The sequence below is a fragment of the Streptomyces sp. NPDC001868 genome (genome assembly GCF_040297125.1).
GTDB lineage: Bacteria > Actinomycetota > Actinomycetes > Streptomycetales > Streptomycetaceae > Streptomyces.
Map to the genome: position 1 here is coordinate 75351 of NZ_JBEOYO010000009.1, position 26895 is coordinate 102245.

Sequence of the window (26895 nt, forward strand, 5' to 3'; positions counted from 1 at the left end):
CGTCACCTTCCACGCGGTGGCTGTCAGCTTCCACGCCGCGGTTGTCGCATTCCACGGCGGCGGTCCCGTCGTCACCGCTGTAGGGCGTTTCCAGCCGGGGGCGTCCGGCACACGAAGGGGATGGACAGCATGAGCACGATCCTGGTGACCGGCGGCACCGGTGTCCTCGGCCGGCCCCTCACCGAGCGGCTGCGGGCGGACGGACACGAGGTGCGGGTGCTCAGCCGGCACACGCGTCCGTACGCCGTCGATCTCGTCGCGGGCGGGGAGGGGCTGGACACGGCCGTGGCGGGGCTGGAGACGATCGTGCACTGCGCGACGTCGCCGCGCGGGGACGACAAGAAGGCGGCGGAGAACCTGATCGCGGCGGCGCGACGGGCCGGGGTACGACATCTGGTCTACATCTCGATCGTCGGCGTGGACCGGGTGCCGTTCGGCTACTACCGGTCCAAGCTGGCCGTCGAGCGGCTGGTCGAGGAGTCGGGGCTGGGCTGGACGATCCTGCGCGCGACCCAGTTCCACGACCTCCTGGTGATGCTCTTCCAAGGCCTGTCCAAGCCGCCGGTCATGTTGCTCCCCGCCGGGGTGAGCGACCAGCCCGTGGCCGTCACCGAGGTCGCCGAGCGTCTGGCGGAGCTGGCCGCGGGCGCCCCCGCCGGCCGTGTCGAGGACCTGGGCGGCCCCGAGATCCTGCCCTTCCCCCAGCTGGCCCGCGCCTACCTGAAGGCCACCGGCCGCCGCCGCCCGCTGCTGAACGTCCCGCTGTTCGGCAAGGCGTACCGGGGCTTTCGCGACGGCGGCCACCTCACGCCGGGGCGGGCCGTGGGGAAGGGGACGTTCGGGGAGTACCTGGAGGCGCGGTTCGGCGGCCGGGGGAAGGCGTGAGGGGCGGGGGGCGGCGCCCGGCGGTGCGAGGCACCGTCGGGAGGGACGCGGAGCGTCCGGCCCGACCGGCTCGCGCTGTCCCGGCCCGACCGGCTCGCGCTATCGCGCGGGCGGTGCGAACAGGTCGTCCTGGGCCGCCTCCCGGGCCATGAGCAGCGCGCCGCGCAGTACGGCGGCCCCGCCGAGGCCACTGGCCCGGACCTCGGTCGGCAACGGCGACATGGTCGCCAGCCGCTCCCCCACCCTCCCGGCGAGTTCCTCCCCGCCGGCCTGACCGACCTCACCCCCGAGGACCACGCAGCCGGGGTCGAGCACGGCGACGACGGAGGCGACGCCTATGGCCACGCGGTCGGCGAGGGCGTCGAGAAAGCGGGCGTGGGGGGCGGCAGCGGGGGCGTGTCCCTTCGAAGGGTGCGCCGAGGTGACTGTGCCGTCCGCTGAGGGGCGCGCCGAGGTGACTGTGCCGTTCACCGACAGCCCGGCCGCCGCTGCCCGTACCAGCGTCGCCGCGTGCGGTTCGTTCGTCGTCGGGTCGGCCGTGACGCCGTGGGCGGTGGCCAGCGCCGTCACCGCCGCCGCGCCGCCCAGGGAGTGGAAGCCGCCCTCGCAGTCGGTGGCCGAGGGAGCCGTGGTCGTGCCCGGAACCGGGAGGAAGCCGATCTCGCCCGTGCCGCCGGAGGCGCCCCGGCGGAGGTGGCCGTCGAGGACGACGGCGGCGCCGGTACCGAGGCCGAGCCAGAGGAGCACGAAGGTGTCGCGGTCGCGGGCGGCGCCGTCCCGCTGTTCGGCCAGGGCGGCGAGGTTGGTCTCGTTCTCGACGAGGACGCGGGCGGGGAGCCGTTCGCCGAGGGCGGCGACCAGGCGGCGGTGCCATTCGGGAAGGCCGCTGGAGTCGCGGAGTTCGCCGGTGGCCGGGTCGATCAGACCGGGGGCGCCGACGGCGACCGTGTGCAGCCGGTCGGCACCGGCCTCCTTCGCGGCACGCTCCACCAGGGTGACCGCCTGCTCCACCGCGGGTCCCGTGCCGGTGTCGTCCGCGATGGGGACAGAGGCCCGCGCCAGCTCCGTACCGAGCAGGTCGGCGACGACGACCGTGACGCCCTCGGTGCGCACATCGAGGGCCGCGAGGTGCGCCCGGTCGGCGACGATGCCGTAGAGGCGGGCGTTGGGGCCCCGCCGCTGCTCCCCCGACTCCCCCACGACGTCGATCAGTCCGGCGGCCGTGAGGCGCTCCACGAGGTCGGCGACCGTGGGCCGGGACAGACCGGTGAGCTGCTTCAACTGCCCGGCCGTCAGCGGCCCTTCCTGCTGCAACAGCCGCAGGGCGAGCCGGTCGTTGATGGCTCTGGCGGTGCTGGGTGATGCGGGCATGCCGGGATCCTCCCAGATCTGCGGCGCCGTACGGCCGGTGGGCCTCGGGCGCACGCTCCCTATCTATCAGGCAGGGTTCCTGATAGTTTACGGCGGCGCCGGGGAAGAGTCGGGGGTGGCCCGGCGGCGGCGGGGAACCGAAGTCCTGGGGCACCCGGGAATTCGAGGGAGGGCGGAGAATGAGCGCGGTGGTCTACGAGCAGCGCGAGGTGAGGCGGGCACGGTACGCCGTGGCGGCCGTGTTCGCGGTGCACGGCGCCGTCACCGGCTCGTTCGCGACCCGCGTGCCGTGGATCCAGGACCATGCCGGCGTCAGCGCGGGTCAACTGGGCCTCGCGCTCGCCTTCCCGGCGATCGGCGCGTCCCTGGCGATGCCGCTCGCGGGCCGGATCAGCCACCGCTTCGGCGCCCGGGCCGCGCTGCGCGGACTGCTCTCCCTGTGGACGCTCGCGCTGATCCTGCCGTCGCTGGCGCCTAACCTCTGGACGCTCTGTTTCGGGCTGTTCGTGTACGGCGCGTCGGCGGGCATGGCGGATGTCGCGATGAACGCGCTCGGCGTCGAGGTCGAGAACCGCCTCGGGAAGTCGATCATGTCCGGGCTGCACGGCATGTGGAGCGCGGGCGCCCTCGTCGGCTCGGCGGGCGGCACCCTCGCCGCCCACCTGGGCGCGGACGCCCGGCTGCACCACGCGCTGGCGGCCGCCGTCCTCACCGCTCTCGGTCTGGTCGCCTGTCAGTGGGTCCTGGATCTCAGGCCCACCGAGGACGAGGAGCCGCCGCCCCGGTTCGCGCTGCCGCCGAAGTCGGCGCTGCTGATCGGCGCGGTCGGGTTCTGCGCGGTGTTCGCGGAGGGAGCGGCGCTGGACTGGTCGGCGGTCTATCTGCGGGACCAGCTGGAGACCTCGGCCGGGCTCGCGGCGGCGTGCACCACCGGGTTCATGCTGACCATGGCGGTGGCCCGGCTCGCGGGCGACGCGGTGGTGAACCGCTTCGGCTCGGTCCGTACGGTACGGGCGAGCGGGGTCCTGGCCGCGCTCGGCGGGATCCTCATCGTCTTCGCGGACCAGCCGGCGGTCGCGATGGCCGGGTTCGCGCTGATGGGCCTCGGTATCGCGGTCGTCGTCCCGCTCTGCTTCGCCGCCGCCGGCCGCAGCGGGCCGAACCCCAGCCAGGCCATCGCCGGCGTCGCGACCATCACGTACACCTCCGGGCTGGTGGCGCCGAGCGCGATCGGCGGTCTGGCTCAGCTGACCAGTCTGGTCGTGTCGTTCGGCCTGGTGACCGTGCTGGCCTGCGGCCTGGTCGCCTTCGCGGGCGTCCTGCGCACCAGCGACCGGGACCGCCCGCGGATCACCCGCCCGGACGTGGCGATCCCGGACCCGAAGCGCTGACCCGACCGGCCCACCGGGCCGCCCCGCTCGCGCCGGCGCCCGCCGCCCCTCACCCCCGCGCCAGCTCGTACGCGTACCCCGGTGAGAACGCCCCCGCGCGCCCCCGGCAGCCGTCGGACTCGCCCGGGAGTTTCACCCACAGGTAGGCGTCGATGCGGGGCTCGCCGGTGGTGAGGGTCGGTGGGCGGCCGAGGCCGCGGCCGGCGGGGTCGCACCACTCGCCGTCCTTCGGGGCGCCGTTGCCGTTGCGGCTGGTGTCGATGACGGCGCCGAGGCCCGCGGGACCGCCGAGGGCGTCGAGGACACGGCGGGTGTAGGCGACCTCGGCCTCGGTGCGGTTGAAGTTGGACACGTTGCTGAAGACGCCGTCGGAGCCGTCGGGTGAGCCGGCGCCCGCCCGGCGGAGGAGCGCGGCCTGCTTGGCCGGCACGTTCCATTCCGAGTGCCCGGCGTCGTAGTAGACACGGGCGTCGCGGTTGGCCGCCTTGATGACGCGGCCGGCGCGGGCGAGCGAGGCGAAGCGGTCGGCGCGGGTGCCGGCGGAGAGACAGTCGGACTGGGCGATCGCGTCCGGCTCCAGGATCACGATGACGTCGTCCGAGCCGAGCCCGGCGGCGAACGCGTCGATCCAGGCGTCGTACGCGTCCAGGCTCGACGCCCCGCCCTGCGAGGCCCCTCCGCAGTCCCGGTCGGGGATCGCGTACGCCACGAGGACCGGCACCTTCCCCCGCGCGGCGCCCCCGGAGGCGACCGCCGCGACCTGGGAGGTGACGGTGGCCGGGCTGGGGTCGGTGAACCAGACGGCGGCCGGGCGGTCGGCAATACCGGTCTCGATGGCGGTGCTGCGCGGGTCGTCCGGGTTGTCCCGGACCCAGTCCAGCACCTGGGAGTCGGGGTGGCGGTACAGGCCGCCGGAGCCGAGGCCAGGTCCGGGTCCGGATTCCGTCCGCGCCTCCGTCCGCTCCGCCGAGGGCCGCACACCGGCCTTCCCGGAGGGTTCGGGCGACTTCGAGGGCGCCGGCGGGGGCGAGGTGCGCGACGGTGAGGGCGAACCCGCGGTCGGGCCGTCCGACGCGGCCGGATCGAACGGGGCGAACGAGTCGAACGGCTCGGACCGGAGTCCCTCCGAGCGGCTCGTCAGCGGCCGGGCCTCGTCCGCGCCTCTCTCACCGCCCATCGCGGCCACCATCCCGGTGACGGTACCGACGACGGCCACGAACGATGCCGCGGCCACCATGGCGCCGCGCCTCGCCGCCCGCCTGCGTTCGGCTCGGCGTGCGGCCAGACGCTGGGCGCGTAAGCCTGACACGTGGTGCTCCCCCCTTGCTCCCCGGACAGCGCTCCGTCGGCACTCCGGCACTTCCCGCCGGACCCGCGTTACCCCGTTCCGGGGACGCCTCGGGCACGGCGGCACCGGTGTCAGCGTAGGCCTGGGACCCTGCCCCTTATGGCGCAGTTGGAACATTTCACCAGTTCCGTGGACTCGTCCACGGACGCAGTAGACACCGTCGTCTCCCGGATGCGCGCCCTCGACGCGGTCCTCCCCGAGCGGGACGGGATCGCCGTCTTCAACCGCGTCTACCTCGCCGTCACGGAGGTCGTCGCCCACCGGCTGGACGCCGGCCGCTTCCCGGACGCCGAGGCCGCGACGACCCTGGACGTGCTCTTCGCCGAGCGGTATCTGCGGGTCGCCGAGGGCGGCCGCGCCCCCGCCTGCTGGCGGCCGTTGCTGCAGTTCCGGCGTCATCCCGGTGTACGGCCGCTGCAGTTCGCCCTCTGCGGCATCAATGCGCACATCGGGCACGATCTCGCGCTGGCCGTCGTGGACACCTGTCGTACGCTCGGCTGCGAACCCGCCGATCTGGAGGATGAGTTCGAGCAGGTGGGCGATGTCCTCGTCTCGCTGGAGGAACGTATCCGCGAGGAGTTGATGCCGGGTCCCGATCTTCTCCAGATCGCCGATCCGCTCACGCATCTGCTCAGCGCCTGGAGCCTGGAACGCGCCCGTGAGGCCACCTGGTCGGCCGCCCGCACCCTGTGGGCCCTGCGCGGACTGCCCGATCTCGCCGAGGAGTTCGCCCACCGGCTGGACGCGGCGGTCGGCCTCGCGGGCCGCATGCTGCTGACCCCGCTGCCCGAGTGAGCCGCCTCCCGCCCTCCCGTGTGAACGTAATACGTTCGACTTGAGAAGATCCCTCGACGAGGAGCACACGGCATGGCGTTACGGCTCGGGCTCGCCCTTCCCCAGATGCGGCAGTACGACATCGGAAAGGACGTGCCCGACGTGGCGCGTACGGCCGAGGACATCGGCTACGACAGCCTGTGGGTCTTCGAACGGGCCCTGTTCCCGGAGCCACCGACGCAGGGCCTCTACGGCCTGGAGGGCCTGCCCTGGCCGGACCACTACCGGCATGTGGCCGAGCCCCTCGTCACCCTCACCCTCGCCGCGGCGGCCACCCAGCGGGCCCGGCTGGGCACCAGCCTGATCGCCCCGCTGCACGTTCCGTTCCAGCTCGCCAAGTCCCTGGCCTCACTGGACGCGGCGAGCGGCGGCCGGGTCGTCGCGGGGCTCGGCACGGGCTGGTCCCTCGACGAGTACGCGGCGGCGGCCGTCCGGCCCTTCGAGGAGCGCGGCCAGGTGCTGGAGGAGCTGATCGGGGTGTGCCGGGCGGTCTGGGGCCCGGACCCGGTGTCGTACGACGGAAGGCTCACGAAGATCACCTCCGCCGTGGTCGGGCCCAAGCCCCGTCGACCGATCCCCATCCTGCTCTCCGGGAGCACCGCGCGCGCCCGGCGCCGGCTCGTCGACCACGCCGACGGCTGGCTGCCGGTGGGTCTGGGCGTCGAGGAACTGGCCGCGCAGTGGCGGCAGTTGCGCGACCTGGCCGCCGAGCGCCGCCGCATCAGACCGCTCCGCTCGGTGCTGCGCATCAATGTGCAGTACCAGACGAAGGCCTACGACGCCGCCGACCGCCACCCCTTCCAGGGCAACGCCGACCAGCTCGCCGAGGACCTGGCCGCGCACGCCGCGATCGGCCTCGACGAGATATTCCTCGACCTGCAGTACGGCCTGCGGGACGCCGAGGAGCTCAAGGACGTGGCCGCCGAGGTGTACGCCTCGGCACGGGCGGCCGGGGTGTAGCTCCGGCGGACGACAGGTCCCGGGCCGGCCGAACGAGCCCTAGTCCTCCGGGAGTTCGACGGGCGCGATCTCGTCGTAGACGTCCCCGGGCCCGGGGTTGGTCGCGTCGGTGGCGCCCCCGAAGTGGTGCATGACACCCCAGACCGCGTTGAGCGCGGTCTGGATCGCGCCCTCGGCCCAGCCGGCCGTCCAGGAGACGTCGTCGCCGGCGAGGAAGATGCCCCGCTTGTCCTCGGGCAGCCGGTCCTGCATGAAGTGTGTGAACAGGCGCCGCTGGTAGCGGTAGTGGCCGGGGAGGTTCGCCTTGAACGCGCCCATGAAGTAGGGCTCGTTCTCCCAGGAGACGGTCACCGGGTTGCCGATGACATGGCCCCTGATGTCGACGTTCGGGTAGATCTCGCCGAGCGACTTCAGCATGACCTCCATCCGCTCGTTCGCGGACAGCGGCAGCCACTTCAGGCTGTCGTCGCACCAGGTGTAGGAGAGGCAGATGACGGCGGGCTTGTCCGGACCGTCGTCGAGGAGGTAGGTCCCGCGTGTCATCCGGTCGGTGAGCGTCATCGACATGACGTCACGGCCGGTCTCCTCGTCCTTGTCGAGCCAGAAGGGCCGGTCGACGGGGACGAAGAGCTTGGAGCTCTCCATGTAGTGGGTCCGCTCGATGGCCGTCCAGTGGTCGATCGGGAAGAGCGAGTCGTCGCAGGCGATCTTCGACAACAGCATCCAGGACTGTGCGGTGAAGATCGCCGCCTGGTACGTACGGATGTCACCGTCGGCGTCGGTCACGGTGATCCGGTTGCCCGCCGTGCGGTGCAGCCGGGTCACGGCGGGCCGCGGCTCGCCGTCGGCGTGCAGCGACTTCAGGGACGTCCCGTACGGCCAGTGCACGATCTTCTCCGGCTCGCGCTCCCAGAGCCGCAGCGGGAGCTGCTGGCTGCCGCCGACGATGCCGCGGTGGTGGTCGTCGGCCTCGGTGTAGACGACCCGCAGGATCTCCAGGATCGAGTTGGGGAAGTCGGTGTCCCAGCCACCGGTGCCGAACCCGACCTGGCCGAAGATCTCGCGGTGCCGGAAGGACTTGAAGGCCTCGGAGTCGCAGAGGAAACCGTAGAAGGTCTGGTTGTCGAGCCGCTCGACGAGCTTCGCCCAGATCTCCCGGATGCGCGGCACATCCCGCTCACGCAGCGCCCGGTTCATGTCGGAGAAGTCGGCGCCCTCTTCGAGACAGGCGTTCCAGGCGGCGGCGACGTCCCGGTACACCTGCGGCAGGTCGTCGATCGTCTCGGCGTAGTGCGACTCGCCCTTGAGGTCGACGACGGTCGAGGGCGTGGCCTCCGCGAGGGGGTTGGGGAAGGGCCGGGTCTCCAGACCCGCCAGGTCGATGTAGTGCTGGAGCGCGGTGGAGGACGGCGGAAAGCGCATCGCCCCCATCTCGGCGGTGAGCGACGGATCGCCCCCCTCGAACCCCACGGTCCGCAGCCGCCCGCCGATCTGGTCGGCCTCGTACACGACGGGCTTGAGCCCCATCTTCATCAGCTCGTAAGCCGCCACGATCCCGGACAGCCCACCGCCGATGACCGCGACCTCGGTGCCGTGCTCGGTGGCCGGAATCTGGCCCAGCCCGGCGGGGTGGGCCAGGAAGTCGTCGTACGCGTACGGGAAGTCCGGGCCGAACATGGTGATCGGCGACTGCTGCTCGTCTGCGTGCTCGATGGCGTTGGGCACGGTGGACGTCATGGGGTACGGACTCCTTGCGGAAAGGGTGTACGGGGGTGTTGGGGAGTGGGGGCGGGTCTCAGACGAGGGACCCGTAGAGCCCGGGACGGCGGTCCTGGAGGTACGGGTTCGCCTCGCGCGAGGCCGCGAGGAAGGCGGGGTCGACATCGGCGAGCACGAGGTCGTCCTCGCGCCCGGCGCGGGTGCGCGCGATCCCGTCGGGCCCGGCCAGCGTGGACAGCCCGACGAACTCGAACTCCCCTTCGCGGCCGACCCGGTTGACGTACGCGACGTACATCTGGTTCTCGAAGGCCCGCACCGGGATCATCGACTCGGCGACGAACTGGAACGGGTGCATCTGGGCCGTGGGGACGACGAGCAGGTCGGTGCCGGCGAGGGCGTGGGCGCGGACGTTCTCCGGGAACTCCACGTCGTAGCAGATCAGGATCCCGACGCGGAGCCCGTCCAGCTCGGCCTGGACGACGGACCGCTCGCCCGGCGTGAAGTGGTCGCGCTCGAAGCAGCCGAAGAGATGGGTCTTGCGGTAGTTGGCCAGCCGGACGCCGTCGGCGGAGACGAGCTGCGCCGAGTTGAAGACCGCCTCACCGGCGCGCTCCGGGTACCCGTACGTGATCGCGACCCCGTGCCGCCCCGCGATCTCGGCGACCGCGTCGGCCGCGTCGCCGTCGGCGGCCTCGGCGAGCCGCGCGATGTCATCGCCGATCGCGTACCCCGTCAGGAACATCTCCGGCGCCACCACCAGCCCGGCCCCGGCGTCGGCGGCGCGCCCCGCGGCCTCGTCGAGCACCTTCAGATTCCCGACGACCGAACCGGGCCGACCGGAGCTCTGGAGCAGGGCGGTACGCATGCGTGTTCCTCACCGGGACAAAGGGGGTTTGGGGGCCAGATAGACGGTACGGCCGCCGCGCCGCCCCGAACAAGCGGCGGCCATTGCGCACCGATGGACGATTCATTGCGTCCGAAGCGGCCCACACGACGATTCGTTGCACGCCTGACAGAGGGCACCACCCGCGCCCCTCAGGGGGCGCGGGGAACTGCGCGACAAGCCACACCAGACCCGCAGCCGCCCACGTCCCCCACGCCCCACCCCCACTAGGCGCCCCTCCGCACCAGCAGTACACCCGCTGTCACCAGATAGGGCACCGCGAACACGGCGAACACGGTCCCATGATCAGAGGACGCCCCGATCATGGCGTACGCGGCGAAGACAGCGACCGTCGCCAGCTCCGTCCCCATACTCGCCACGGACGTGAGCGTCGCCCGCCGAGCCCCCTCGATCCGGTCCTGGAGCCGTGCGTCAGCGAGCACGTTGACCAGCTGGAACCCACCGAAGGCGAGGGCCACCAGCCCGATTCCGACGGGTGTCCCCATCAGCGCCCCCACGGCCAGCGCGAACGCCGAGCCCGCCAGCACCACCCCCAGTCCGGCCATGCGCAACCGCTCCGCCACTCCGGTCAGCAGGCTGCCGATCGCCGGTCCGACCCAGATGACCAGCAGCAGATAGGGAACCGTCTGCTCGGCCACCCCGGTGTCCCGGACCAGCAGCGGCGTGTACTCGTCGAGCGCGCCCCAGACCGCGCCGACGGCCGGAACGAGCAGCAGGGCCCCGCGCACGGACCGGTCCCGGCGCACCTCGGCGAGCCCGGCCCGCAGGGTGGCGAGGGTGGAGGCCGGTTCCTCCCCCGGGTCCACGGCCTTGCGATGCTCGGGAAATCTGGTGGCGACCACCGCGGTCAGCACACAGACGAGCACACTGGCCGCGCCCACAGCGGGGTAGCCGCCGAATTCCAGGACCGGCCCCGCCAGCCCCATCGCCGCCATCACGGCGACCATGCCGACCGCCTGGGCCCGGCCGATGACACGCGCGTACCGGTCGGCCGCACCGAGCCGGTCCAGTTCGTCGTAGACCAGCGCCTCCAGCGCGCCGGAGCCGAGCGCGCCGCGTACACCCCAGAGGACGAAGCCGAGGGCGAAGGCCCAGTACGACGGGACGATCACCCAGAGGGCGAAGCCGGCGGCGGTGAGCAGCGGCCCCACCCACAGCAGCAACCGCCGGGAGACGGCATCGGCCCAGGCACCGGACGGCACCTCAAGCACGATCCCGGTGACGGACCACAGGGCGAACAGTGAGGAGATCTGCCAGAGCGACAGTCCGGTGTCGCTGAACAGCAGCGCGTACACCGGATAGAGCAGCACGAAGTCGTCGAGGAACGCGTATCCGTACAGCGTGGCCGTGAGCCGCCGGACACCACCGGTCCCGACACCGGGCACACGCGCAGGTGAAAGAGTCATGAGGCCTTCCCGAAAGGGCGATGCGGACGTCGGAGATACGGCGTCCGAGGCGGCCCTCGGGAGGCACGGCTGGTGGATCAATGTCGCCAGGTCATGACACCGATGGTAGGCGACCGGGGCGCCTTCTCAGCCGCCGATCAGCAACAAAGGGGCGCGGGGAACTGCGCGTCAAGCCCCCACGAACCCGCACCCGCAGAACAAACGGACCGCCCCGAGCTATCAGGCGGGCGACCCGGAAGAGAACCGCCGCAGCAAGGGCGACAGCACAAGCACGGACTTCGTCCGCTCGACGAACGGCTCCCCGGCGATCCGCTCAAGCACCCGCTCGAAGTGCCGCATGTCCGAGGCGAACACCTGCACGACCGCGTCCGCCTCCCCCGTGACCGTGGACGCCGCGACGACCTCCTGATACCGCTCCAGCCCCCGCTGGATCGTCTCCGGCGACGTGTTCCGCCGGCAGTAGATCTCGACGAACCCCTCGGTCTCCCACCCGAGCGCGGCGGGATCCACCCGAACCGTGAATCCGGTGATCGCCCCGGTGGCCCTCAGCCGGTCCACCCGCCGTTTGACCGCGGGCGCGGAGAGCCCGACGAGTTGGCCGATGTCGGCGTAGGAGCGGCGGGCGTCCTCGGCGAGGGCGTGCACGATGCGTTCGTCGAGATCGTTCAGCACTGCGGGTGGATCACTTCTCTGGAGTCGACGGAGCTGAGGAAGATGAGGGAGATGAAGGAGATGAGGGAGATGAAGGAGTCAAAGAGGTCGAAGGGGCCGCGAGACGCGAGCGTCGATAGCCGTAACTGAAGTAGAACACGAGCCCGACGGCCATCCAGACCCCGAAGACGACCCAGGTGATGGAGTCGAGGCTGCCCATCATCCAGACGCAGAACGCGAATCCCAGCGCGGGCAGCACCGGCGACAATGGCACCCGGAACGTCCGGGGCATGTCCGGCCGGGTCCGCCGCAGCACCACGACGGCCACATTGACCAGCGCGAACGCGAACAACGTACCGATGCTCGTCGCGTCCGCGAGCTGCCCCAGCGGAATGGCGGCGGCGAGCACACCGCAGAACAGCGACACGATCACGGTGTTGACGCGGGGCGTCCCGGTCTTCGGGTGCACACGGGAGAAGACCTTGGGCACGAGCCCGTCCCGGGACATGGCGAACAGGATGCGGGTCTGCCCGTACAGCACGGTCAGCACGACGCTCGCGATGGCGATGACGGCCCCGGCCGCCAGCAGCGTCCCCCAGAACGCGTCCCCGGTGACGTCCTTCATGATCCCGGCGAGCGCGGCCTCGGACTCACCGAACCGCTCCCAGGGCCGCGCCCCGATCGCCACGGCGGCGACCAGCACGTACAGCGCGGTGACGATGACCAGCGACAGCATGATCGCGCGCGGCAGATCACGCTGCGCGTTCTTCGCCTCCTCACCGGCGGTCGAGGCCGCGTCGAACCCGATGTACGAGAAGAAGAGCGTCGCCCCGGCCGCGCTGACGCCCGCCATGCCGAGCGGCATGAAGTTCTCGTAGTTGCCGGACCGGAAGCCCTGGAGGCCGATGAGGCAGAAGAGCAGCAGGGCGGCGATCTTCACCACGACCATGATCGTGTTGGCCCGGGCGGACTCACGGGCGCCGCCCAGCAGGAACGCCATCGCGAGCATCACGACGATGAGGGCGGGCAGGTTGAAGATGCCCCCGTCGCCGGGCGGCGCGGACAGCGCGGCCGGAATGGTCACGCCGATCGTCCCGTCCAGCAGCTCGTTGAGGTACTCGCCCCAGCCGACCGCGACGGCCGACACGGACACGCCGTACTCCAGGACCAGACACCAGCCGCAGATCCAGGCGATCAGCTCGCCCATCGTTGCGTACGCATACGAGTACGAGGACCCGGAGACCGGGATGGTGCCGGCCAGCTCCGCGTACGACAGGGCGGAGAACAGCGCGGTGAGGCCGGCGATCACGAAGGAGAGGGTGACGGCGGGCCCGGCCTTGGGGACGGCCTCGCCGAGGACGACGAAGATGCCGGTGCCGAGGGTGGCGCCGATGCTGATCATCGTCAGCTGCCACAGCCCGAGGGACCGCCGCAGCGACCCGCCCTCGCCCTGGCCGCCCTCGGCGACCAGGCGTTCCACGGGCTTGCGGCGCATCAGCGCCCCGACGCCTCCGGACGCCGGGGGCGGCCGATTCTCATGCTGCGGGGGTGCGCCTTGGTCGAGCACGCGTGGCTCCTTCATAGCTGCCGGTCAGGCGGGTGAGGACCGACAGCACCGACCAACCAGGGGGCCACCGTGCAGGAGGTCCCCGCCACGCCACGTACAGCGCCTGACCCTATGAGCCAGAGCTTCACGAGCGTAATGCGGCAACCTTGCGCATCACCGCAAGATCGTTGCGTACATCGCCCAGGGGCGCACCTTCGTTGCACGGCCCGTTCAGGCTGTTGCGCACCTTCAGACAAAAGGGGAACCGCAGCATCCTCAGGGGCGCGGGGAACCGCGCGAGCAACCACGACGAACCCGCACCCGCCGACTCACAGTTCCCCCCGAGCTCTCAGGCGCTCGCTCCTAGCTCCAACTCGCGTGCAGAGGCTTACCTTCCGCATACCCGGCCGCACTCTGAACCCCCACGACAGCCCGCTCCGCGAACTCCTCCAAGGACCCCGCCCCCGCGTACGTGCAGGACGACCGCACTCCCGCGATGACGGAGTCGATCAGATCCTCGACCCCGGGCCGGGCCGGATCCAGGAACATCCGCGACGTCGAGATGCCCTCCTCGAACAACGCCTTCCGTGCCCGGTCGTACGCCGACTCCTCGCTCGTACGGTTGCGCACCGCCCGCGCGGACGCCATCCCGAACGACTCCTTGTACAGCCGCCCATTGGCATCCTGCTGAAGGTCCCCCGGCGACTCGTACGTCCCCGCGAACCACGACCCGATCATGACGTTCGACGCGCCCGCCGCCAGCGCCATGGCGACATCACGGGGGTGGCGCACACCCCCGTCGGCCCACACGTGCTTGCCGTACTTCTTCGCCTCGGCCGCGCACTCCAGCACGGCGGAGAACTGCGGCCGCCCGACCCCGGTCATCATGCGCGTCGTGCACATCGCGCCGGGTCCGACACCGACCTTGACGATGTCCGCGCCCGCCTCGATCAGATCCCGGACGCCCTCGGCGGCGACGATGTTGCCGGCCACGATCGGCACCCGGGGGTCGAGGTCCCGCACCAGCTTGATCGCGTTGATCATCGACTCCTGGTGGCCGTGCGCGGTGTCGATGACGAGCGTGTCGACGCCCGCGTCGAGCAGCTCCTTGGCCTTGGCCACGAAGTCGCCGTTGACCCCGACGGCGGCGGCGACACGGAGCCTGCCCCGCGCGTCGGCGGCCGGGGTGTACAGCGTGGCGCGCAGGGCGCCCTTGCGGGTGAGGATGCCGGCGAGACGGCCGTCCTTGTCGACGGCGGGCGCGTACCGGCGGTTGGCGGCGTCGAGGCGGTTGAAGGCCTCGCGCGGGTCGATGTCGGCGTCCAGGAGCAACAGGTCCCGGGACATGACGACTTCGAGCTGGGTGAAGCGGTCGACGCCGGTCAGATCCGCGTCGGTGACGACACCGACGGGCCGGAGCGCCTCGTCGACGACGACGCCCGCGTTGTGCGCCCGCTTCGGCAGCAGGGCCAGCGCGTCGGCGACCGTCTGGTGCGGGTTCAGCACGATCGGGGTGTCGAGGACGAGGTGGCGGCTCTTCACCCAGGAGATGACGTCGGTGACGACCTCGTTCGGGATGTCCTGCGGGATGACGACCAGGCCACCGCGGCGCGCGACCGTCTCGGCCATACGGCGGCCGGCGATGGCGGTCATGTTGGCGACGACGAGCGGGATGGTGGTGCCCGTGCCGTCCGGGGAGGCCAGGTCCACGCCCTGCCGCGATCCGACGGCGCTACGGCTCGGGACCATGAAGACGTCGTCGTACGTCAGGTCGTACGCGGGCTGGATGTCATTGAGGAAACGCACGTGCCGCACATCCCAGTCGATCAGAGGTGACCCCCTGACAGGACCGTCAGGGGGAAGAGCACGTACCTCATTGTCCCATGTCGGCGGGTATGAGCGGCCCCGACAGATCGTCCAGAGGGACGGTGGGCGGCCTAGGAGGATCCTCCGAGAGCGAGCGCGATCCGCAGCTCGGTGCCGGTGCCGTCCCAGTGGTCGACGGCCTGGGCGAACACCTCCCGCGCGATGTTCCAGTCGTCCGGCTCGGCCCCCGCGTACTCCTGCCAGCCGGTGACCTCGACCAGCCGGCCCCGGACGGGCGGCGCCCACGACAGATCGGTGAGGCAGTCCGCGAGGGCGTCCCAGTTACGCCCGAAGTACTCGGGCAGCTCGAAGGCACGGACACAGCGCTCCATGAACCCGGGCTTGTCGGTGACACCCCCGAGCTCCAGCCCGACATACGCCCAGCCACCGGCGGCCAGCACTTCCGCGAGTGTGTCGTCAGCCATTCCGTACCCCTCTCGATCGAGACGCGGGGTGCGCGGCCCGAAGGGGCGCGGGGAACTGCGCGAGCAACCCCCACGCACCCGCGGCCGCCCTCCTACCCCAACCCGGCAGACGCTCCCCCGGCCACCCCGCGGAGCGCTACGCCCCGTCCGGGTCCGCCCGGTTCAGCGTCGGCCGCGGCGTCTGCCCGGCCATCAGCAGATAGTCCGCCGCGGAGGTGTCGGTGACGAGGCTGGTCACCAGCCCCGACCGCAGCACGGCATCGATCGCGGCAGCCTTCCGCTGCCCGCCCGCGATCGCGACGACCTCGGGGATACGGCGGAGCTGGTCGGCCTTGACCGTGATGCACCGCTCGCCGAGGTCGCGCCCGACCCGGCGGCCGTCGGCGTCGAAGAGGTGCGCGGACATCTCGGCGGCGACCCCGAGGGAGGCGTAGTGGCCGCGCTCCTCGTCGCTGAGCATGTCGTGCACCGTGGAGATGCCGGCCTCCCAGGAGCCGATGGAGACACAGGCGACCGTGACCTTGTCGAAGTACTCGAAGGCCCGGGCGATCCCGGTCTGGTTGCGCAGGGCGGCCGCGGTGGCCGCGTCCGGCAGCAGCATCGGCGCGTAGATGGGGTGGGCGTCGCCGCCCGACACCTGCGCGGCCCGCCGTACCGCCTCGACCGAGCCGCGTTCGGCCGTCCCGGCGTCGTACACGCCCGTCAGCTGCACCACCGTGCAGGGCGGCAGCCGGTCCAGGGCGGCCGCCATGTGGATGGTGGAGCGGCCCCAGGCGAGGCCGAGGATGTCGCCCTCGTTGACCAGTTCGCCGAGCAGGTCCGCGGCGACCTCGCCGAGGTTCTCGGGGTCGGGCGACTCCTCGGCATCGGCCGGCGACTCGACGACCACCGCGTGCCGCAGGCCGTAGCGGGCGCGCAGCGCGTCGGAGCGCTCCGCGTCCAGTTCCGCGGGGACGCGGATCTCGATCCGTACGAGATCCCGTTCGAGGGCGGTCTCCAGGACCCGGGCCACCTTGAAGCGGCTCACGCCGAACTCCTCGGCGATCTGGATCTTGGACTTGCCCTCGAGGTAGAAACGGCGGGCCATGGCCGCCGCCTGAACCAGCTCAGCGGGTCCCATCCGCATGGCTGACCGGCCCGCCGACATACCCGACACGGTCATCTCCTCACTGCTCTTCACACATGGATACGTCGTTCATCCTTGCAGATCCGACGTTTTCGATCAGCCGGAAGGAACGTCGTTCACGTTCCCTTGGCCCTGTGGTCGCACGACGCGCCCCGCTCGCCTCCGCGTTCGCACGGCCGTACGCCCCGTACTTCAGTGGCCGCAGACCCAGTCGGCGGTTGCCGTCGCGGCCTCGGCCTGAGCCCGCAGCGCGCGCACCGCCGCGGCCGGGTCCTCGGCCCCGTACACCGCGGAGCCGGCGACGAAGACGTCGGCGCCCGCCTCGGCGCAGCGCTCGATGGTGGAGGCGGCGACGCCGCCGTCGACCTGGAGCCACAGGTCGAGGCCGTGCTTGCTGATCAACTCGCGGGTCCGGCGGATCTTCGGGAGCATGATGTCGAGAAAGGCCTGGCCTCCGAAGCCCGGTTCGACCGTCATGATCAGCACCATGTCGAGTTCGGGCAGCAGGTCCTCGTAAGGCTCGATCGGCGTCGCCGGCCTGAGCGCCATGGAGGCCCTGGCTCCCTTGGCCCGGATCTCGCGGGCGAGCCGCACCGGTGCGGCGGCCGCCTCGACATGGAAGGTGACCGAACCGGCACCCGCTTCCACGTACTGGGGCGCCCACCGATCGGGGGCCTCGATCATCAGATGGCAGTCCAGCGGCGTCTCCGTCGCACGGGCCAGGGACTCTACGACCGGCACACCGAGCGTGAGGTTCGGGACGAAATGGTTGTCCATCACGTCCACATGAAGCCAGTCGGCGCCTTCGACCGCCTTCGCCTCGTCGGCGAGACGGGCGAAGTCGGCGGACAGGATGCTTGGGTTGATCTGCGCGGCCATGGGCCAAGACTGCCATGCCCTCCGGGGGTTGTGGGCATCGGTCTCGGGTGGGAACGGTGGTATCTCGGCCGCGGGCCGTCTGTGGTCGCCCGCGCCCACGCGGCGGAGCCGCGTATGTCACTGCCCCGCGTCCCTTACGGGGCGCGGTTCTGGAGGTCGGCATGACAGGAAACCGGGGCATCGGTCATCTCGTCTGCGGGCGGCGTGCCAAGTGGATCGTGCTGGGGCTGTGGCTGGTGGTGCTCTTCGTGGTCGCGCCGTTCGCGACGAAGCTCACCGACGCGCAGGACAACGACGCCTCCTCCTGGCTGCCGGGCTCGGCCGAGTCGACCCAGGTCCTGGAGATCTCCGAGGGCTTCCGGCCGGAGCAGATCCCCGCGGTCGTCGTCTACGCCCGGGAGAGCGGCCTCACCGCCGAGGACCGGACGATGATCGAGGAGGACGTGCGGGAGCTCAAGCGGCTCACCGACCACGGGATCATCGGATCCCAGACCCGGGGCCCCGTCTACGACCGCGCGGTCGACCCGAGGGCCGCCCAGGTCTATGTGCCGATCACCATGGACGAGAAGGGCTGGGAGCGGATCGCGCCTGCGGTCGACTCGATCCGGGACGATGTGGGGGAGGGCGGCGACGGGCTCGCGGTGCACATCACGGGTCCGGGCGGTACGTCCGCCGACTTCTCCGAGGCCTTCGAGGGCATCGACTCCACCCTGCTGATGTCGGCGATGGCCGTCGTCATCGTGATGCTCCTGCTCACCTACCGCAGTCCGACGCTCATCCTGGTCCCCCTTCTCGCGGTCATCGCCGCCCTGTTCACGGCCCAGGCCCTGATCTATCTGCTGGCGGAACACGCCGGTTTGACCGTGAACGGCCAGAGCGCGGGCATCCTCACCGTCCTCGTGTTCGGCGCGGGCACCGACTACGCCCTGCTGCTCGTGGCCCGCTACCGCGAGGAGTTGCGCCGTCACGAGGACCGCCACGAGGCGATGGCTCTCGCCCTGCACCGGGCGGGCCCGGCGGTGCTGGCGTCCGGCGCGACGGTCGTGCTGAGCATGCTGGTGCTGCTGGCCGCCGAGATGAACTCGACGAGCGGGCTCGGCCCGGTGGCGGCCATCGGCGTCGCGGTCGCCCTCCTCGCGATGATGACGCTGTTCCCCGCCCTGCTGGTGATCTTCGGCCGCTGGATCTTCTGGCCGGTGATCCCGCACCTCGGCACCCCCGATCCGACCGAGAGCGGTGTGTGGGCCCGGATGGGCCGCCGTTTCTCCCGCCGGCCGCGTACGGTCTGGGTCGCCACGGCAGCGGCCCTCGCCCTCTGCTCGCTGGGCCTGATCCAGCTCCGCGCGGAGGGCATCAGCAACGCGGACGCCTTCACCGGCGAACCGGACTCGATCGTCGGCCAGAAGGTCTCCGCGACCTACTTCCCGGCGGGCAGCGGCGACCCCCTGGTGATCATCAGCAATCAGGCACAGGCCCGGGAGGTGGGCCGCGCGGTCGCCGACACGGAAGGCGTCGTACCGGACTCGCTGGGCCTGCCGCCCGGCACGAAACCGGCCCACGAGGGCCAGGTCCTCTTCGAGGCCACCATGTCCGACCCCGCCGACAGCGAGGCCGCCAAGCAGACCGTGGAGCGGGTCCGGGACGCGGTGCACGACGTGCCGGACGCGGACGCCCAGGTGGGCGGCGGTACGGCCGCCCTGCTGGACATGGACGAGGCGACGACCCACGACAACATCCTGATCATCCCGTTGGTGCTGCTCGTGGTCCTGCTGATCCTCTGTGCCCTGCTCCGCGCCCTGATCGCCCCGCTCCTGCTGATCGGGACGGTGATCCTGTCCTTCGCCGCCGCGCTGGGCATCAGCGCGCTCGCGTTCAGACACATCTTCGACTACGCGGGCGAGTCGACCGACTTCCCGCTCTTCGTCTTCGTCTTCCTGGTCGCCCTGGGCATCGACTACAACATCTTCCTGACCACCCGTATCCGCGAGGAGGCCGCCCACCAGGGCACCCGCAAGGCCGTGGTGACGGGCCTCGCGACGACGGGCGCGGTGATCACCTCGGCCGGTCTGGTCCTCGCGGGCACCTTCGCCGCCCTGGGCACGCTCCCCATGGTCGCCTTCGCCGAGATCGGCTTCGCGGTGGCCCTGGGCGTCCTCCTGGACACCTTCATCGTGCGGTCCGTACTGGTCACGGCCCTGTTCCTGGACGTCGGACCAAAGGTGTGGTGGCCCCACCGACTGGCCCACGAGGACGGCGGCGCGCCGCCACCGCCCCCGCCGAAGGAACCGGCCGGAACCTCCGCGGGACCGGGCGGCTGACGCTGAGCCGTTACGCGACCCGGCGGATGAGGGCCAGATACATGGCGTCCGTCCCGTGCAGATGCGGCCACAGCTGTACGTCGGGGCCCTCGCCCAGCGCCGGTACACCCTCCAGCAGGGGCCGCGCGTCGATGAGGTCGGCCCCGTCGCCGTACTGCTTGAGCACGTCGTCGACGACCGCGCGGGTCTCGGCGAGGTGCGGCGAGCAGGTCGCGTAGCCGACGACACCGCCGACCCGTACGGACTCCAGCGCGGTCCGCAGCAGCGCGCGCTGGAGCGGGGCGAACCCCTCCAGGTCCTCGGGCCGCCGCCGCCAGCGGGCCTCGGGGCGCCGCCGCAGGGCCCCCAGCCCCGTACAGGGCACGTCCATCAGCACCCGGTCGAACGCGCCGGGCCGCCAGGGCGGACGGGTCCCGTCGGCGGCGATCACCTGGTACGGCCCGGGGTTGCCGTGCAGCGCCTTCGCGACCAGCCCCGCCCGGTGCGGCTGCTTCTCGGACGCGAGCAGGACGGCCCCGCGCTCGGCGGCGAGGGCGGCGAGCAGCGCGGCCTTGCCCCCGGGCCCGGCACACCCGTCGAGCCACGCCTTGTCGGGACCCTCCACCGGGGCGTTGGCGAGGGCGAGCGCCACGAGCTGGCTGCCCTCGTCCTGCACACCGGCGCGGCCCTCCCGTACGGCGTCCACCGCACCCGGCTCCCCGCCTTCGGAGAGCCGCACGGCGTACGGCGACCAGCGCCCCGCCACCGCGGCCTCCTCCCGGAGCAGCTCCTCGGCGGTGGACCGTCCGGGCCGGGCGACGAGGGTGACCTCGGGCCGCTCGTTGTCGGCCTCCAACAGATCCTCGATGCCGGCGCGCCCGCCGCCGAGGGAGTCCCAGAGCGCGGAGACGACCCAGCGGGGATGCGAGTGCACGACGGCGAGGTGGTCCTCCGGATCGTCGTCGTAGGGCGGCGCGACCCGCTCCAGCCAGCCGTCCAGGTCGTGCTGCGCGATCTTGCGGAGCACGGCGTTCACGAACTTGGCCCGCCCGTCCCCGAGCACCACGCGTGCGAGGTCGACCGAGGCGGACACCGCGGCATGGGTGGGGATCCGTGTCCCCAGCAGTTGGTGCGCCCCGAGGCTGAGCACATCGAGCACCGGCGGGTCGACCTCGCGCAAGGGCCGGTCCACGCATGCGGCGATGACCGCGTCGTAGGTTCCCTGCCGGCGCAGCGTCCCGTACACCAACTCGGTGGCCAGCGCCGCGTCCCGGCCGTCGAACTTGTCGGGCCCTTCCTTCTCCCGCGCCCTGCGCAGCAGCGGCGGCAGGACGAGGTTCGCGTACGCGTCCCGTTCGTCCACGGCCCGCAGCGCCTCGAAGGCGAGCATACGGACGGGGTCCTTCTGAGGACGGCGGTACGGCTTGCCCGGCTTGTGCGGACGACGGGACTGCTCACTCACGAAAAAGGTGCTCCGGATACGGGACGAGATGCCAAGCCCAGCGTACGCCCGCGGGCGCGTGCCGCCGGGCGTCGGCCGGGTGGGCCGGGTGGGTGGGCCTGTGGACCAGGGTGGGTGGACCTGTGGGCAGGGTGGCGATGAGGTCGGACCGTGATCGGATCAGGGTCGGATCAGAATCGAACCGGGGTCGGTCGGATGGAGGTCGGATCGGGGCCGGCCCCCGCTCCCCCGATCAGTCGCCGACGGACTCGCCGGAGTCGATACGCACCCCACGCGCCCAGTCGGCGGCCCGCATCGGCTTCTTGCCCTGTGCCTGCACCCAGAGCAGCTCCACGGCGTACGACCCGGTCCCGACGTACACGTTGTTCTTGCCGACATCGAGCGCGCCCGGGGCGAGACCGGTCCGCTCGGGCACCGGCACGACATGGACGAGCTTCAGCCGCTCACCGCGGAACGTGGTCCAGGCACCCGGCGCGGGCGTGCAGCCCCGGACCACCCGGTCGACACGCAGCGCGGGCGCGGCCCAGTCGATCCGGGCGTCGTCCACGGTGATCTTCGGCGCGAGGGTGATGCCGTCGGCGGGCTGAGGCACGGCCTTCAGGGTGCCGTCCTCGATCCCGTCCATCGTGGCGGCGAGCAGCCCGGACCCCGCGAAGGCGAGCCGGGTCAGCAGATCACCGCTGGTGTCCGTCGGCCGGATCACCTCGGTGACGGTCCCGTACACGGGCCCGGAGTCGAGCCCCTCCTCGATCAGGAAGGTGGACGCCCCGGTGATCTCGTCCCCCGCCATGATCGAGTGCTGTACGGGAGCGGCGCCCCGCCAGGCGGGCAGCAGGGAGAAGTGCAGATTGACCCAGCCGTGGGCGGGGACGTCGAGGGCGACCCGGGGCAGCAGCGCCCCGTACGCGACGACCGGGCAGCAGTCGGGCGCGATCTCCCGCAGCCGCGTGAGGAACTCCTCGTCCCGGGGCCGGTGCGGCTTCAGCACCTCGATGCCGGCCTCCTCCGCCCGCTGCGCCACCGGGCTCGCGACCAGCCGCCGCCCCCGCCCCGCCGGCGCGTCCGGCCGCGTGACGACCGCGGCCACCTCATGCCTCCCCGACGCGATCAACGCGTCCAAGGCGGGAACAGCGACCTCTGGGGTACCGGCGAAGACAAGCTTCATGGATGACTGACGGCCTCTCGGACGGAAACTCCTACGCCCGCACATGACAACGCGGGACAACGCACCAGTCTATGTTCCACGCCCCACCCCACCACCGCCGCCCGATTTTCCCCCCCCGCAGCCAACGCAGCCCGCAGCCGCCGACGGCGGAGCACCCCCACGGGAGACCCGTACTTGTCGGCCGACCCGCACGGGCGGTGCGCGGGTGGAAGACCCTCGTAGAAGCCCAGCGGCAGCGGGGGCGCACCCCACCCCGCGCGCCCCGCGCATATGCCGCCACGCCCCCACACCGTGACCAGCGGAGCGAATTCGCGTTGGTCAAGAAAGAGTTGACTGCTACGGGCCGCAATCGCGGCACATCCCCTTTTCAACGCCGGTTCGAGAGGCTTGTTCATGGCCGACCACGCAACCCACGACGCCCAGGCTCGGGCCAGCCTGCACTTGCTGGTGCGGGACATCGAGCGGGTCCGCCGGCAGGTGGACGCACTGCGCACCCTCACCGCCCAGTTGGGCAACGTCTACCGCCCGCGCCGCTCCGGCCCCTCCACGGGCTTCGTCGTCTACGGACGCGCACCCGCCCCGACCGTCCGTCTCGCCCAGGAGCTGCGGGACAGTGTCGAGACCCTGGTCACGGCCGCCGTGGACTTCGACCGCTCACTCGGTTTCTCGTGGGACGCGGTGGGCTCGGCCCTCGGAGTGACCAAACAGGCCGTACACCGCCGTTACGGCGCCCGCCGCGCCGCCGCCCAGGCCGCGGCGGAGGCGGAGCGCACGGGAGACCCCCAGGGCACCCGCACCGTCAACGTCGGCACCGGCATCCCCACGGTCCCCGCGGCCCGCTCGATGCCGGCCGCGATGCCGTCACCGCTGCCCGCCCCGATGCCCGCGCACATGCCGACCCAGCCCACAGCGGGCAGCCCCACCCTCCGTGACGACGTCAGACCCACGGCCTTCCCCGGCCCGCGCAACGGCTGACCGGCTCCCGACCCACTCCCCCACCTGCTCCTGGCTGCCTCCCGGTGTCCGACCGGGAGGCAGCCGCACACCGTAGCCGCCCGGCCGGCATGCAGTACGCGCCCCGGGCGACTCACCCGATGTCCGACGGATCCACCCGGATCCGCACCCGCGCCCCCTCACTCACGCCCCGCGCCATCCGCGCCGCCTGAGCGCTCTTCAACGCGCCGGCCAGCGCCGCCCCGCTCCCCGGCGGCACCCGGATCAACGCCCGCTCCCACGGCTCCCCCGCCACCGGCGCCCCGGCCCGTCGCGCCCTCGCCGCATCCGCGGCGGACCCGGCACCGCCCCCGGACGCCGGAGCGGTCATGGGCACGGGCCCCAACACCTCCGCGTCGGACGGCAGTTCGACCGCGCCCAGAAAATCGACGACCGCCTGGGCCGGCCCGGACACGGCCGCCATCCGTGAGACCGGCGGAAACCCCAGCTCGGCCCGCTCGGCGAGTTCCCGCACGGCGTGCCCCACCGGATCCCACCGCACGAGCGCCTGCACGGGCCGCAGGGTCGGCTCGGCCACCACGACGACCGTGCCGCCCACCCCCTGGTTCCGTACGAGCGCTGCGGCGCCGATCCACCGCCGCAGCGCGTCCTCCCCGGCCCGCAGATCGGGCCGGCCGAGCATGGCCCATCCGTCGAGCAGCAGAGCCGCCGCGTACCCTCCCTCGGCGACCGGCTCGGCCCCCGGCGTGCTGACCACCAGCGCGGGCGTCCCGGGCACGGTGTCCAGCACATGCTCCCGCCCGGAGGTCCGCACGGGCACGGCGGGAAAGGCCCGCCCCAGTTCCTCGGCGGTCCGCCGCGCCCCCACGATCTGCGCCCGGAGCCGGTGGCCCCCGCACTCGGGGCAGTGCCAGCCGGCCTCCTCGCGCCCGCACCACCCGCACAGCAGGGCCCCGGCGCCGTCCCGTGCCTCCAACGGTCCGGCGCAGTGCCGGCACCGCGCGGGCTCCCGGCACCGCGCGCAGGCCATCCGGGGCACATACCCCCGCCGAGGCACCTGCACGAGCACCGGCCCGTCCCTGAGGCCTTCCCTGGCCACCTGCCAGGCGAGGCTGGGCAGCCGCGCCGCCCGAGCCGCCTCGTCGCGCGCCAGGTCCCCGTCCCCCACGGTCCGCACCAGCGGCGCGGCGGCCCGTACCTGCTCCCGCCCGGCCACGATCGGCGCGGCCCAGCCACTCTCGACGAGCTGCGCGGCCTCGACCGTGCAGCTCCAACTCCCCAGCAGAAACCCGCACTTGTCCCGGGACGCCCGCAGCTCCAGTACCTCCCGCACATGCGGGAAGGGAGCGTTGTCGTCACTGTGACTGGCGTCGCCGTCGTCCCAGACGACGACCAGCCCCAGGTCCCGCACCGGCGCGAACATGGCCGCCCGGGTCCCGACCACAGCCCGTACGGCCCCCCGCCGCACGGCCAGCCACTCGCGATACCGCCGCTCCTGTCCTGCGTCGGCGGTCAGCAGCGCGTGCCGCCCCTCCCCCAGCGACTCCCTGAGCGCCTCGTCGACCCGAGCGGCGGGCCGCCCGGCCGGTACGACGACGAGTGCCCCCCGCCCGGAGGCCAGCGTCGCCCGCACGGCCCGCGCGATCTCCTCGGCCCACTCCGGCCCCGGCAACGCGGTCCACACGGCCCGAGGCGCACCCCCGTCGGCCAGCGCCCGCAGGAAGCCCTCACCGCGCCCGTACCGCAGCCACGACCCGGGCTCGGGCGCCTGCGGAGGCGGCGCGGGCTCGCCCATCTCCACGGCCTCCGCCCGAGCGTGCCGGGGCGGAACGGCCAGTTGCAGTACGTCCGCGAGGCTCCCCGCGTACCGGTCCGCCACCGCCCGTGCCAGCCCCAGCAGTTCGGGGCCCAGCACCGGTTCCGGCGACACGACCTGTGCGAGCGCGGCCAAGGGGCCGGAGTAGTCCGATTCGGCGACCCGCTCGACGAGGAACCCGTCGATCAGCGAGCCGCCCTCCCGCCGTCCTCCCCTGACATTCCGCCCCCCGGCCCCGAACCGCACCCGGACCCGGACCCCGGGCTGGGCGACGGCGTCCAGCTCCTCCGGCACCGCGTAGTCGAAGTACCGGTCGAGATGCAGTACGCCCTTGTCGACCAGCACCCGGGCGACCGGCAGCTCCTTCGCCAGCGCCGCCCCCCGCCAGGTCCGCGGCTTGGCCCGGGGCACCTTGGCCTTCCGCACCGCCTCCCGGACGAGCGCGAGCTGCTCCGGCGCCGCGTCTCCCGCCGCGCCGCCGCCCCTGGTCCCGTCCTCGCTGCTCACGCCTGCATTCTTCCAAACGCCACTGACAACCGGCGCCGCCCGAAAGCACAGCGGAACAGCGGAACAACACGACGAGGCCCGGCGCCCCACAAGGGACACCGGGCCTCGTCGAAGAAGAACCGAGGAGTCGCGGGCCTTACAGCCCCGCGGCCTTGCGCAGCGCCTCGACGCGGTCCGTGCGCTCCCAGGTGAACTCGGGGAGCTCCCGGCCGAAGTGACCGTACGCGGCGGTCTGGCCGTAGATGGGCCGGAGCAGGTCGAGGTCGCGGATGATGGCGGCCGGACGGAGGTCGAAGACCTCGTCGATGGCCTTCTCGATCCGGTCGGTGTCGACCTTGGCCGTGCCGAAGGTCTCGACGAAGAGTCCGACGGGCTCGGCCTTGCCGATGGCGTACGCCACCTGGACCTCGCAGCGCGAGGCGAGACCGGCCGCGACGACGTTCTTGGCGACCCAGCGCATCGCGTACGCGGCGGAGCGGTCGACCTTGGACGGGTCCTTGCCGGAGAAGGCGCCGCCACCGTGGCGGGCCATACCGCCGTAGGTGTCGATGATGATCTTGCGGCCGGTGAGTCCGGCGTCGCCCATCGGGCCACCGATCTCGAAGCGGCCGGTCGGGTTGACCAGCAGGCGGTAGCCCTCGGTGTCCAGCTTGATGCCGTCGTCCAGGAGGGCCTTCAGCTCCGGCTCCACGACGAACTCGCGGATGTCGGGGGCCAGGAGGGACTCCAGATCGATGTCGCTCGCGTGCTGCGAGGAGACGACGACCGTGTCCAGACGGACCGCCTTGTCGCCGTCGTACTCGATGGTGACCTGGGTCTTGCCGTCGGGACGGAGGTAGGGGATGGTGCCGTTCTTGCGGACCTCGGACAGGCGCTTCGACAGGCGGTGGGCCAGGAAGATCGGGAGCGGCATCAGCGTCGGCGTCTCGTCCGAGGCGTAGCCGAACATCAGGCCCTGGTCGCCCGCGCCCTGGCGGTCCAGCTCGTCCTCGTCACCCTCGACCCGGGACTCGTAGGCCGTGTCCACACCCTGCGCGATGTCGGGGGACTGCGCGCCGATCGACACCGACACACCGCAGGAGGCGCCGTCGAAGCCCTTCTTCGACGAGTCGTAGCCGATGTCCAGGATGGTGTCGCGCACCAGCTGGGCGATCGGCGCGTACGCCTTGGTCGTGACCTCTCCGGCCACGTGCACCAGGCCGGTCGTGATGAGCGTCTCCACTGCGACACGGGACGTGGGGTCCTCGCGCAGGAGCGCATCGAGAATGGCATCGCTGATCTGGTCAGCGATCTTGTCGGGGTGACCCTCGGTCACAGACTCCGAGGTGAACAGACGACGGGACACAACGCTCCCTGGGGTTGCAGCGGCTGCTGGCTGATCAT

21 protein-coding genes are annotated in these 26895 nt (G+C 72.2%); 6 read left to right on the top strand and 15 right to left on the bottom strand.

All coding sequences use genetic code 11. The annotated features are described in order from the left end of the window. Positions 1 to 129 precede the first annotated feature (129 nt). Entirely contained in the window at positions 130 to 885 is a 756-nt protein-coding gene (locus ABT147_RS13720) for an SDR family oxidoreductase (protein ID WP_351405338.1), read from the top strand. Positions 886 to 984: 99 nt separating this feature from the next. On the opposite strand, the gene ABT147_RS13725 is transcribed toward ABT147_RS13720, so the two are convergent. Further along, entirely contained in the window at positions 985 to 2256 is a 1272-nt protein-coding gene (locus ABT147_RS13725) for an ROK family transcriptional regulator (RefSeq protein WP_351405340.1), read from the bottom strand. A gap of 179 nt (positions 2257 to 2435) precedes the next feature. Here ABT147_RS13725 and ABT147_RS13730 point away from each other — a divergent pair, with 179 nt between their 5' ends. After that, complete coding sequence (locus ABT147_RS13730; protein WP_351405342.1) at positions 2436 to 3647, top strand: MFS transporter; 1212 nt, start codon at positions 2436 to 2438, stop codon at positions 3645 to 3647. A 49-nt stretch (positions 3648 to 3696) separates the two neighbouring features. Here the strand turns inward: ABT147_RS13730 and ABT147_RS13735 are convergent, their stop codons facing one another. Further along, entirely contained in the window at positions 3697 to 4884 is a 1188-nt protein-coding gene (locus tag ABT147_RS13735; RefSeq protein WP_351405618.1) for a glycoside hydrolase family 6 protein, read from the bottom strand. Positions 4885 to 5094: 210 nt separating this feature from the next. Here ABT147_RS13735 and ABT147_RS13740 point away from each other — a divergent pair, with 210 nt between their 5' ends. Next, a complete protein-coding gene (locus ABT147_RS13740) occupies positions 5095 to 5790 on the top strand; it encodes a DUF5995 family protein (protein ID WP_351405344.1) in 696 nt (231 codons plus the stop codon). A 72-nt stretch (positions 5791 to 5862) separates the two neighbouring features. Then, positions 5863 to 6789: an LLM class F420-dependent oxidoreductase gene (locus ABT147_RS13745; RefSeq protein WP_351405346.1), complete on the top strand. Its 927-nt coding sequence runs from the start codon at positions 5863 to 5865 to the stop codon at positions 6787 to 6789. A 39-nt stretch (positions 6790 to 6828) separates the two neighbouring features. Here ABT147_RS13745 and ABT147_RS13750 read toward each other — a convergent pair whose 3' ends face one another. The 9 genes from ABT147_RS13750 to rpe all read right to left on the bottom strand — a co-directional run bounded on the left by ABT147_RS13750 (position 6829) and on the right by rpe (position 17311). Continuing rightward, entirely contained in the window at positions 6829 to 8526 is a 1698-nt protein-coding gene (locus ABT147_RS13750; protein WP_351405348.1) for a flavin monoamine oxidase family protein, read from the bottom strand. Positions 8527 to 8584: 58 nt separating this feature from the next. Continuing rightward, the gene (locus ABT147_RS13755) at positions 8585 to 9373 is read right to left on the bottom strand and encodes a carbon-nitrogen hydrolase family protein (RefSeq protein WP_351405350.1); all 789 of its coding nucleotides are present in this window, start codon (positions 9371 to 9373) and stop codon (positions 8585 to 8587) included. Positions 9374 to 9618: 245 nt separating this feature from the next. Next, positions 9619 to 10818: an MFS transporter gene (locus ABT147_RS13760; protein WP_351405351.1), complete on the bottom strand. Its 1200-nt coding sequence runs from the start codon at positions 10816 to 10818 to the stop codon at positions 9619 to 9621. Between the two features lie 219 nt (positions 10819 to 11037). After that, positions 11038 to 11490 carry an Lrp/AsnC family transcriptional regulator gene (locus tag ABT147_RS13765; protein ID WP_302002159.1) on the bottom strand — a complete coding sequence of 151 codons (453 nt, stop codon included), beginning with the start codon at positions 11488 to 11490 and terminating at the stop codon, positions 11038 to 11040. A gap of 10 nt (positions 11491 to 11500) precedes the next feature. Beyond that, positions 11501 to 13036, bottom strand: a complete 1536-nt coding sequence (locus tag ABT147_RS13770; protein ID WP_351405354.1) for an amino acid permease — start codon at positions 13034 to 13036, stop codon at positions 11501 to 11503. 342 nt (positions 13037 to 13378) lie between these two features. After that, positions 13379 to 14821, bottom strand: a complete 1443-nt coding sequence (locus ABT147_RS13775; protein ID WP_351405356.1) for a GuaB1 family IMP dehydrogenase-related protein — start codon at positions 14819 to 14821, stop codon at positions 13379 to 13381. A gap of 131 nt (positions 14822 to 14952) precedes the next feature. Further along, the gene (locus tag ABT147_RS13780) at positions 14953 to 15306 is read right to left on the bottom strand and encodes a barstar family protein (RefSeq protein ID WP_351405358.1); all 354 of its coding nucleotides are present in this window, start codon (positions 15304 to 15306) and stop codon (positions 14953 to 14955) included. 136 nt (positions 15307 to 15442) lie between these two features. Next, on the bottom strand, positions 15443 to 16486 hold the full coding sequence (locus ABT147_RS13785; protein WP_351405360.1) for a sugar-binding transcriptional regulator: 1044 nt from the start codon (positions 16484 to 16486) through the stop codon (positions 15443 to 15445). A 138-nt stretch (positions 16487 to 16624) separates the two neighbouring features. After that, complete coding sequence (rpe, locus tag ABT147_RS13790) at positions 16625 to 17311, bottom strand: ribulose-phosphate 3-epimerase (protein WP_351405362.1); 687 nt, start codon at positions 17309 to 17311, stop codon at positions 16625 to 16627. A 161-nt stretch (positions 17312 to 17472) separates the two neighbouring features. On the opposite strand from rpe, the gene ABT147_RS13795 reads away from it, so the two are divergent. Then, entirely contained in the window at positions 17473 to 19629 is a 2157-nt protein-coding gene (locus tag ABT147_RS13795; RefSeq protein ID WP_351405364.1) for an MMPL family transporter, read from the top strand. Between the two features lie 10 nt (positions 19630 to 19639). On the opposite strand, the gene ABT147_RS13800 is transcribed toward ABT147_RS13795, so the two are convergent. Then, positions 19640 to 21070 carry an RsmB/NOP family class I SAM-dependent RNA methyltransferase gene (locus ABT147_RS13800; RefSeq protein WP_351405366.1) on the bottom strand — a complete coding sequence of 477 codons (1431 nt, stop codon included), beginning with the start codon at positions 21068 to 21070 and terminating at the stop codon, positions 19640 to 19642. Between the two features lie 232 nt (positions 21071 to 21302). Then, the gene (gene fmt / locus ABT147_RS13805) at positions 21303 to 22235 is read right to left on the bottom strand and encodes a methionyl-tRNA formyltransferase (RefSeq protein WP_351405368.1); all 933 of its coding nucleotides are present in this window, start codon (positions 22233 to 22235) and stop codon (positions 21303 to 21305) included. A gap of 393 nt (positions 22236 to 22628) precedes the next feature. Here fmt and ABT147_RS13810 point away from each other — a divergent pair, with 393 nt between their 5' ends. After that, positions 22629 to 23210, top strand: a complete 582-nt coding sequence (locus ABT147_RS13810; protein ID WP_351405370.1) for a hypothetical protein — start codon at positions 22629 to 22631, stop codon at positions 23208 to 23210. 112 nt (positions 23211 to 23322) lie between these two features. On the opposite strand, the gene ABT147_RS13815 is transcribed toward ABT147_RS13810, so the two are convergent. Together ABT147_RS13815 and metK are read right to left on the bottom strand one after the other, a co-directional pair. After that, the gene (locus tag ABT147_RS13815) at positions 23323 to 25512 is read right to left on the bottom strand and encodes a primosomal protein N' (RefSeq protein WP_351405371.1); all 2190 of its coding nucleotides are present in this window, start codon (positions 25510 to 25512) and stop codon (positions 23323 to 23325) included. A 136-nt stretch (positions 25513 to 25648) separates the two neighbouring features. After that, positions 25649 to 26857, bottom strand: coding sequence for a methionine adenosyltransferase (metK, locus tag ABT147_RS13820; protein WP_351405374.1), 1209 nt, complete (start codon positions 26855 to 26857; stop codon positions 25649 to 25651). Between the last annotated feature and the right edge of the window lie 38 nt (positions 26858 to 26895).

Bases quoted from the DNA above. Each gene is read 5' to 3' on its own strand.
- ABT147_RS13720 (WP_351405338.1), top strand. From the start codon at position 130: ATGAGCACGATCCTGGTGACCGGCGGCACCGGTGTCCTCGGCCGGCCC.
- ABT147_RS13725 (WP_351405340.1), bottom strand. From the start codon at position 2,256: ATGCCCGCATCACCCAGCACCGCCAGAGCCATCAACGACCGGCTCGCC.
- ABT147_RS13730 (WP_351405342.1), top strand. From the start codon at position 2,436: ATGAGCGCGGTGGTCTACGAGCAGCGCGAGGTGAGGCGGGCACGGTAC.
- ABT147_RS13735 (WP_351405618.1), bottom strand. From the start codon at position 4,884: ATGGTGGCCGCGGCATCGTTCGTGGCCGTCGTCGGTACCGTCACCGGG.
- ABT147_RS13740 (WP_351405344.1), top strand. From the start codon at position 5,095: ATGGCGCAGTTGGAACATTTCACCAGTTCCGTGGACTCGTCCACGGAC.
- ABT147_RS13745 (WP_351405346.1), top strand. From the start codon at position 5,863: ATGGCGTTACGGCTCGGGCTCGCCCTTCCCCAGATGCGGCAGTACGAC.
- ABT147_RS13750 (WP_351405348.1), bottom strand. From the start codon at position 8,526: ATGACGTCCACCGTGCCCAACGCCATCGAGCACGCAGACGAGCAGCAG.
- ABT147_RS13755 (WP_351405350.1), bottom strand. From the start codon at position 9,373: ATGCGTACCGCCCTGCTCCAGAGCTCCGGTCGGCCCGGTTCGGTCGTC.
- ABT147_RS13760 (WP_351405351.1), bottom strand. From the start codon at position 10,818: ATGACTCTTTCACCTGCGCGTGTGCCCGGTGTCGGGACCGGTGGTGTC.
- ABT147_RS13780 (WP_351405358.1), bottom strand. From the start codon at position 15,306: ATGGCTGACGACACACTCGCGGAAGTGCTGGCCGCCGGTGGCTGGGCG.
- rpe (WP_351405362.1), bottom strand. From the start codon at position 17,311: ATGGCCGCGCAGATCAACCCAAGCATCCTGTCCGCCGACTTCGCCCGT.
- ABT147_RS13795 (WP_351405364.1), top strand. From the start codon at position 17,473: ATGACAGGAAACCGGGGCATCGGTCATCTCGTCTGCGGGCGGCGTGCC.
- fmt (WP_351405368.1), bottom strand. From the start codon at position 22,235: ATGAAGCTTGTCTTCGCCGGTACCCCAGAGGTCGCTGTTCCCGCCTTG.
- ABT147_RS13810 (WP_351405370.1), top strand. From the start codon at position 22,629: ATGGCCGACCACGCAACCCACGACGCCCAGGCTCGGGCCAGCCTGCAC.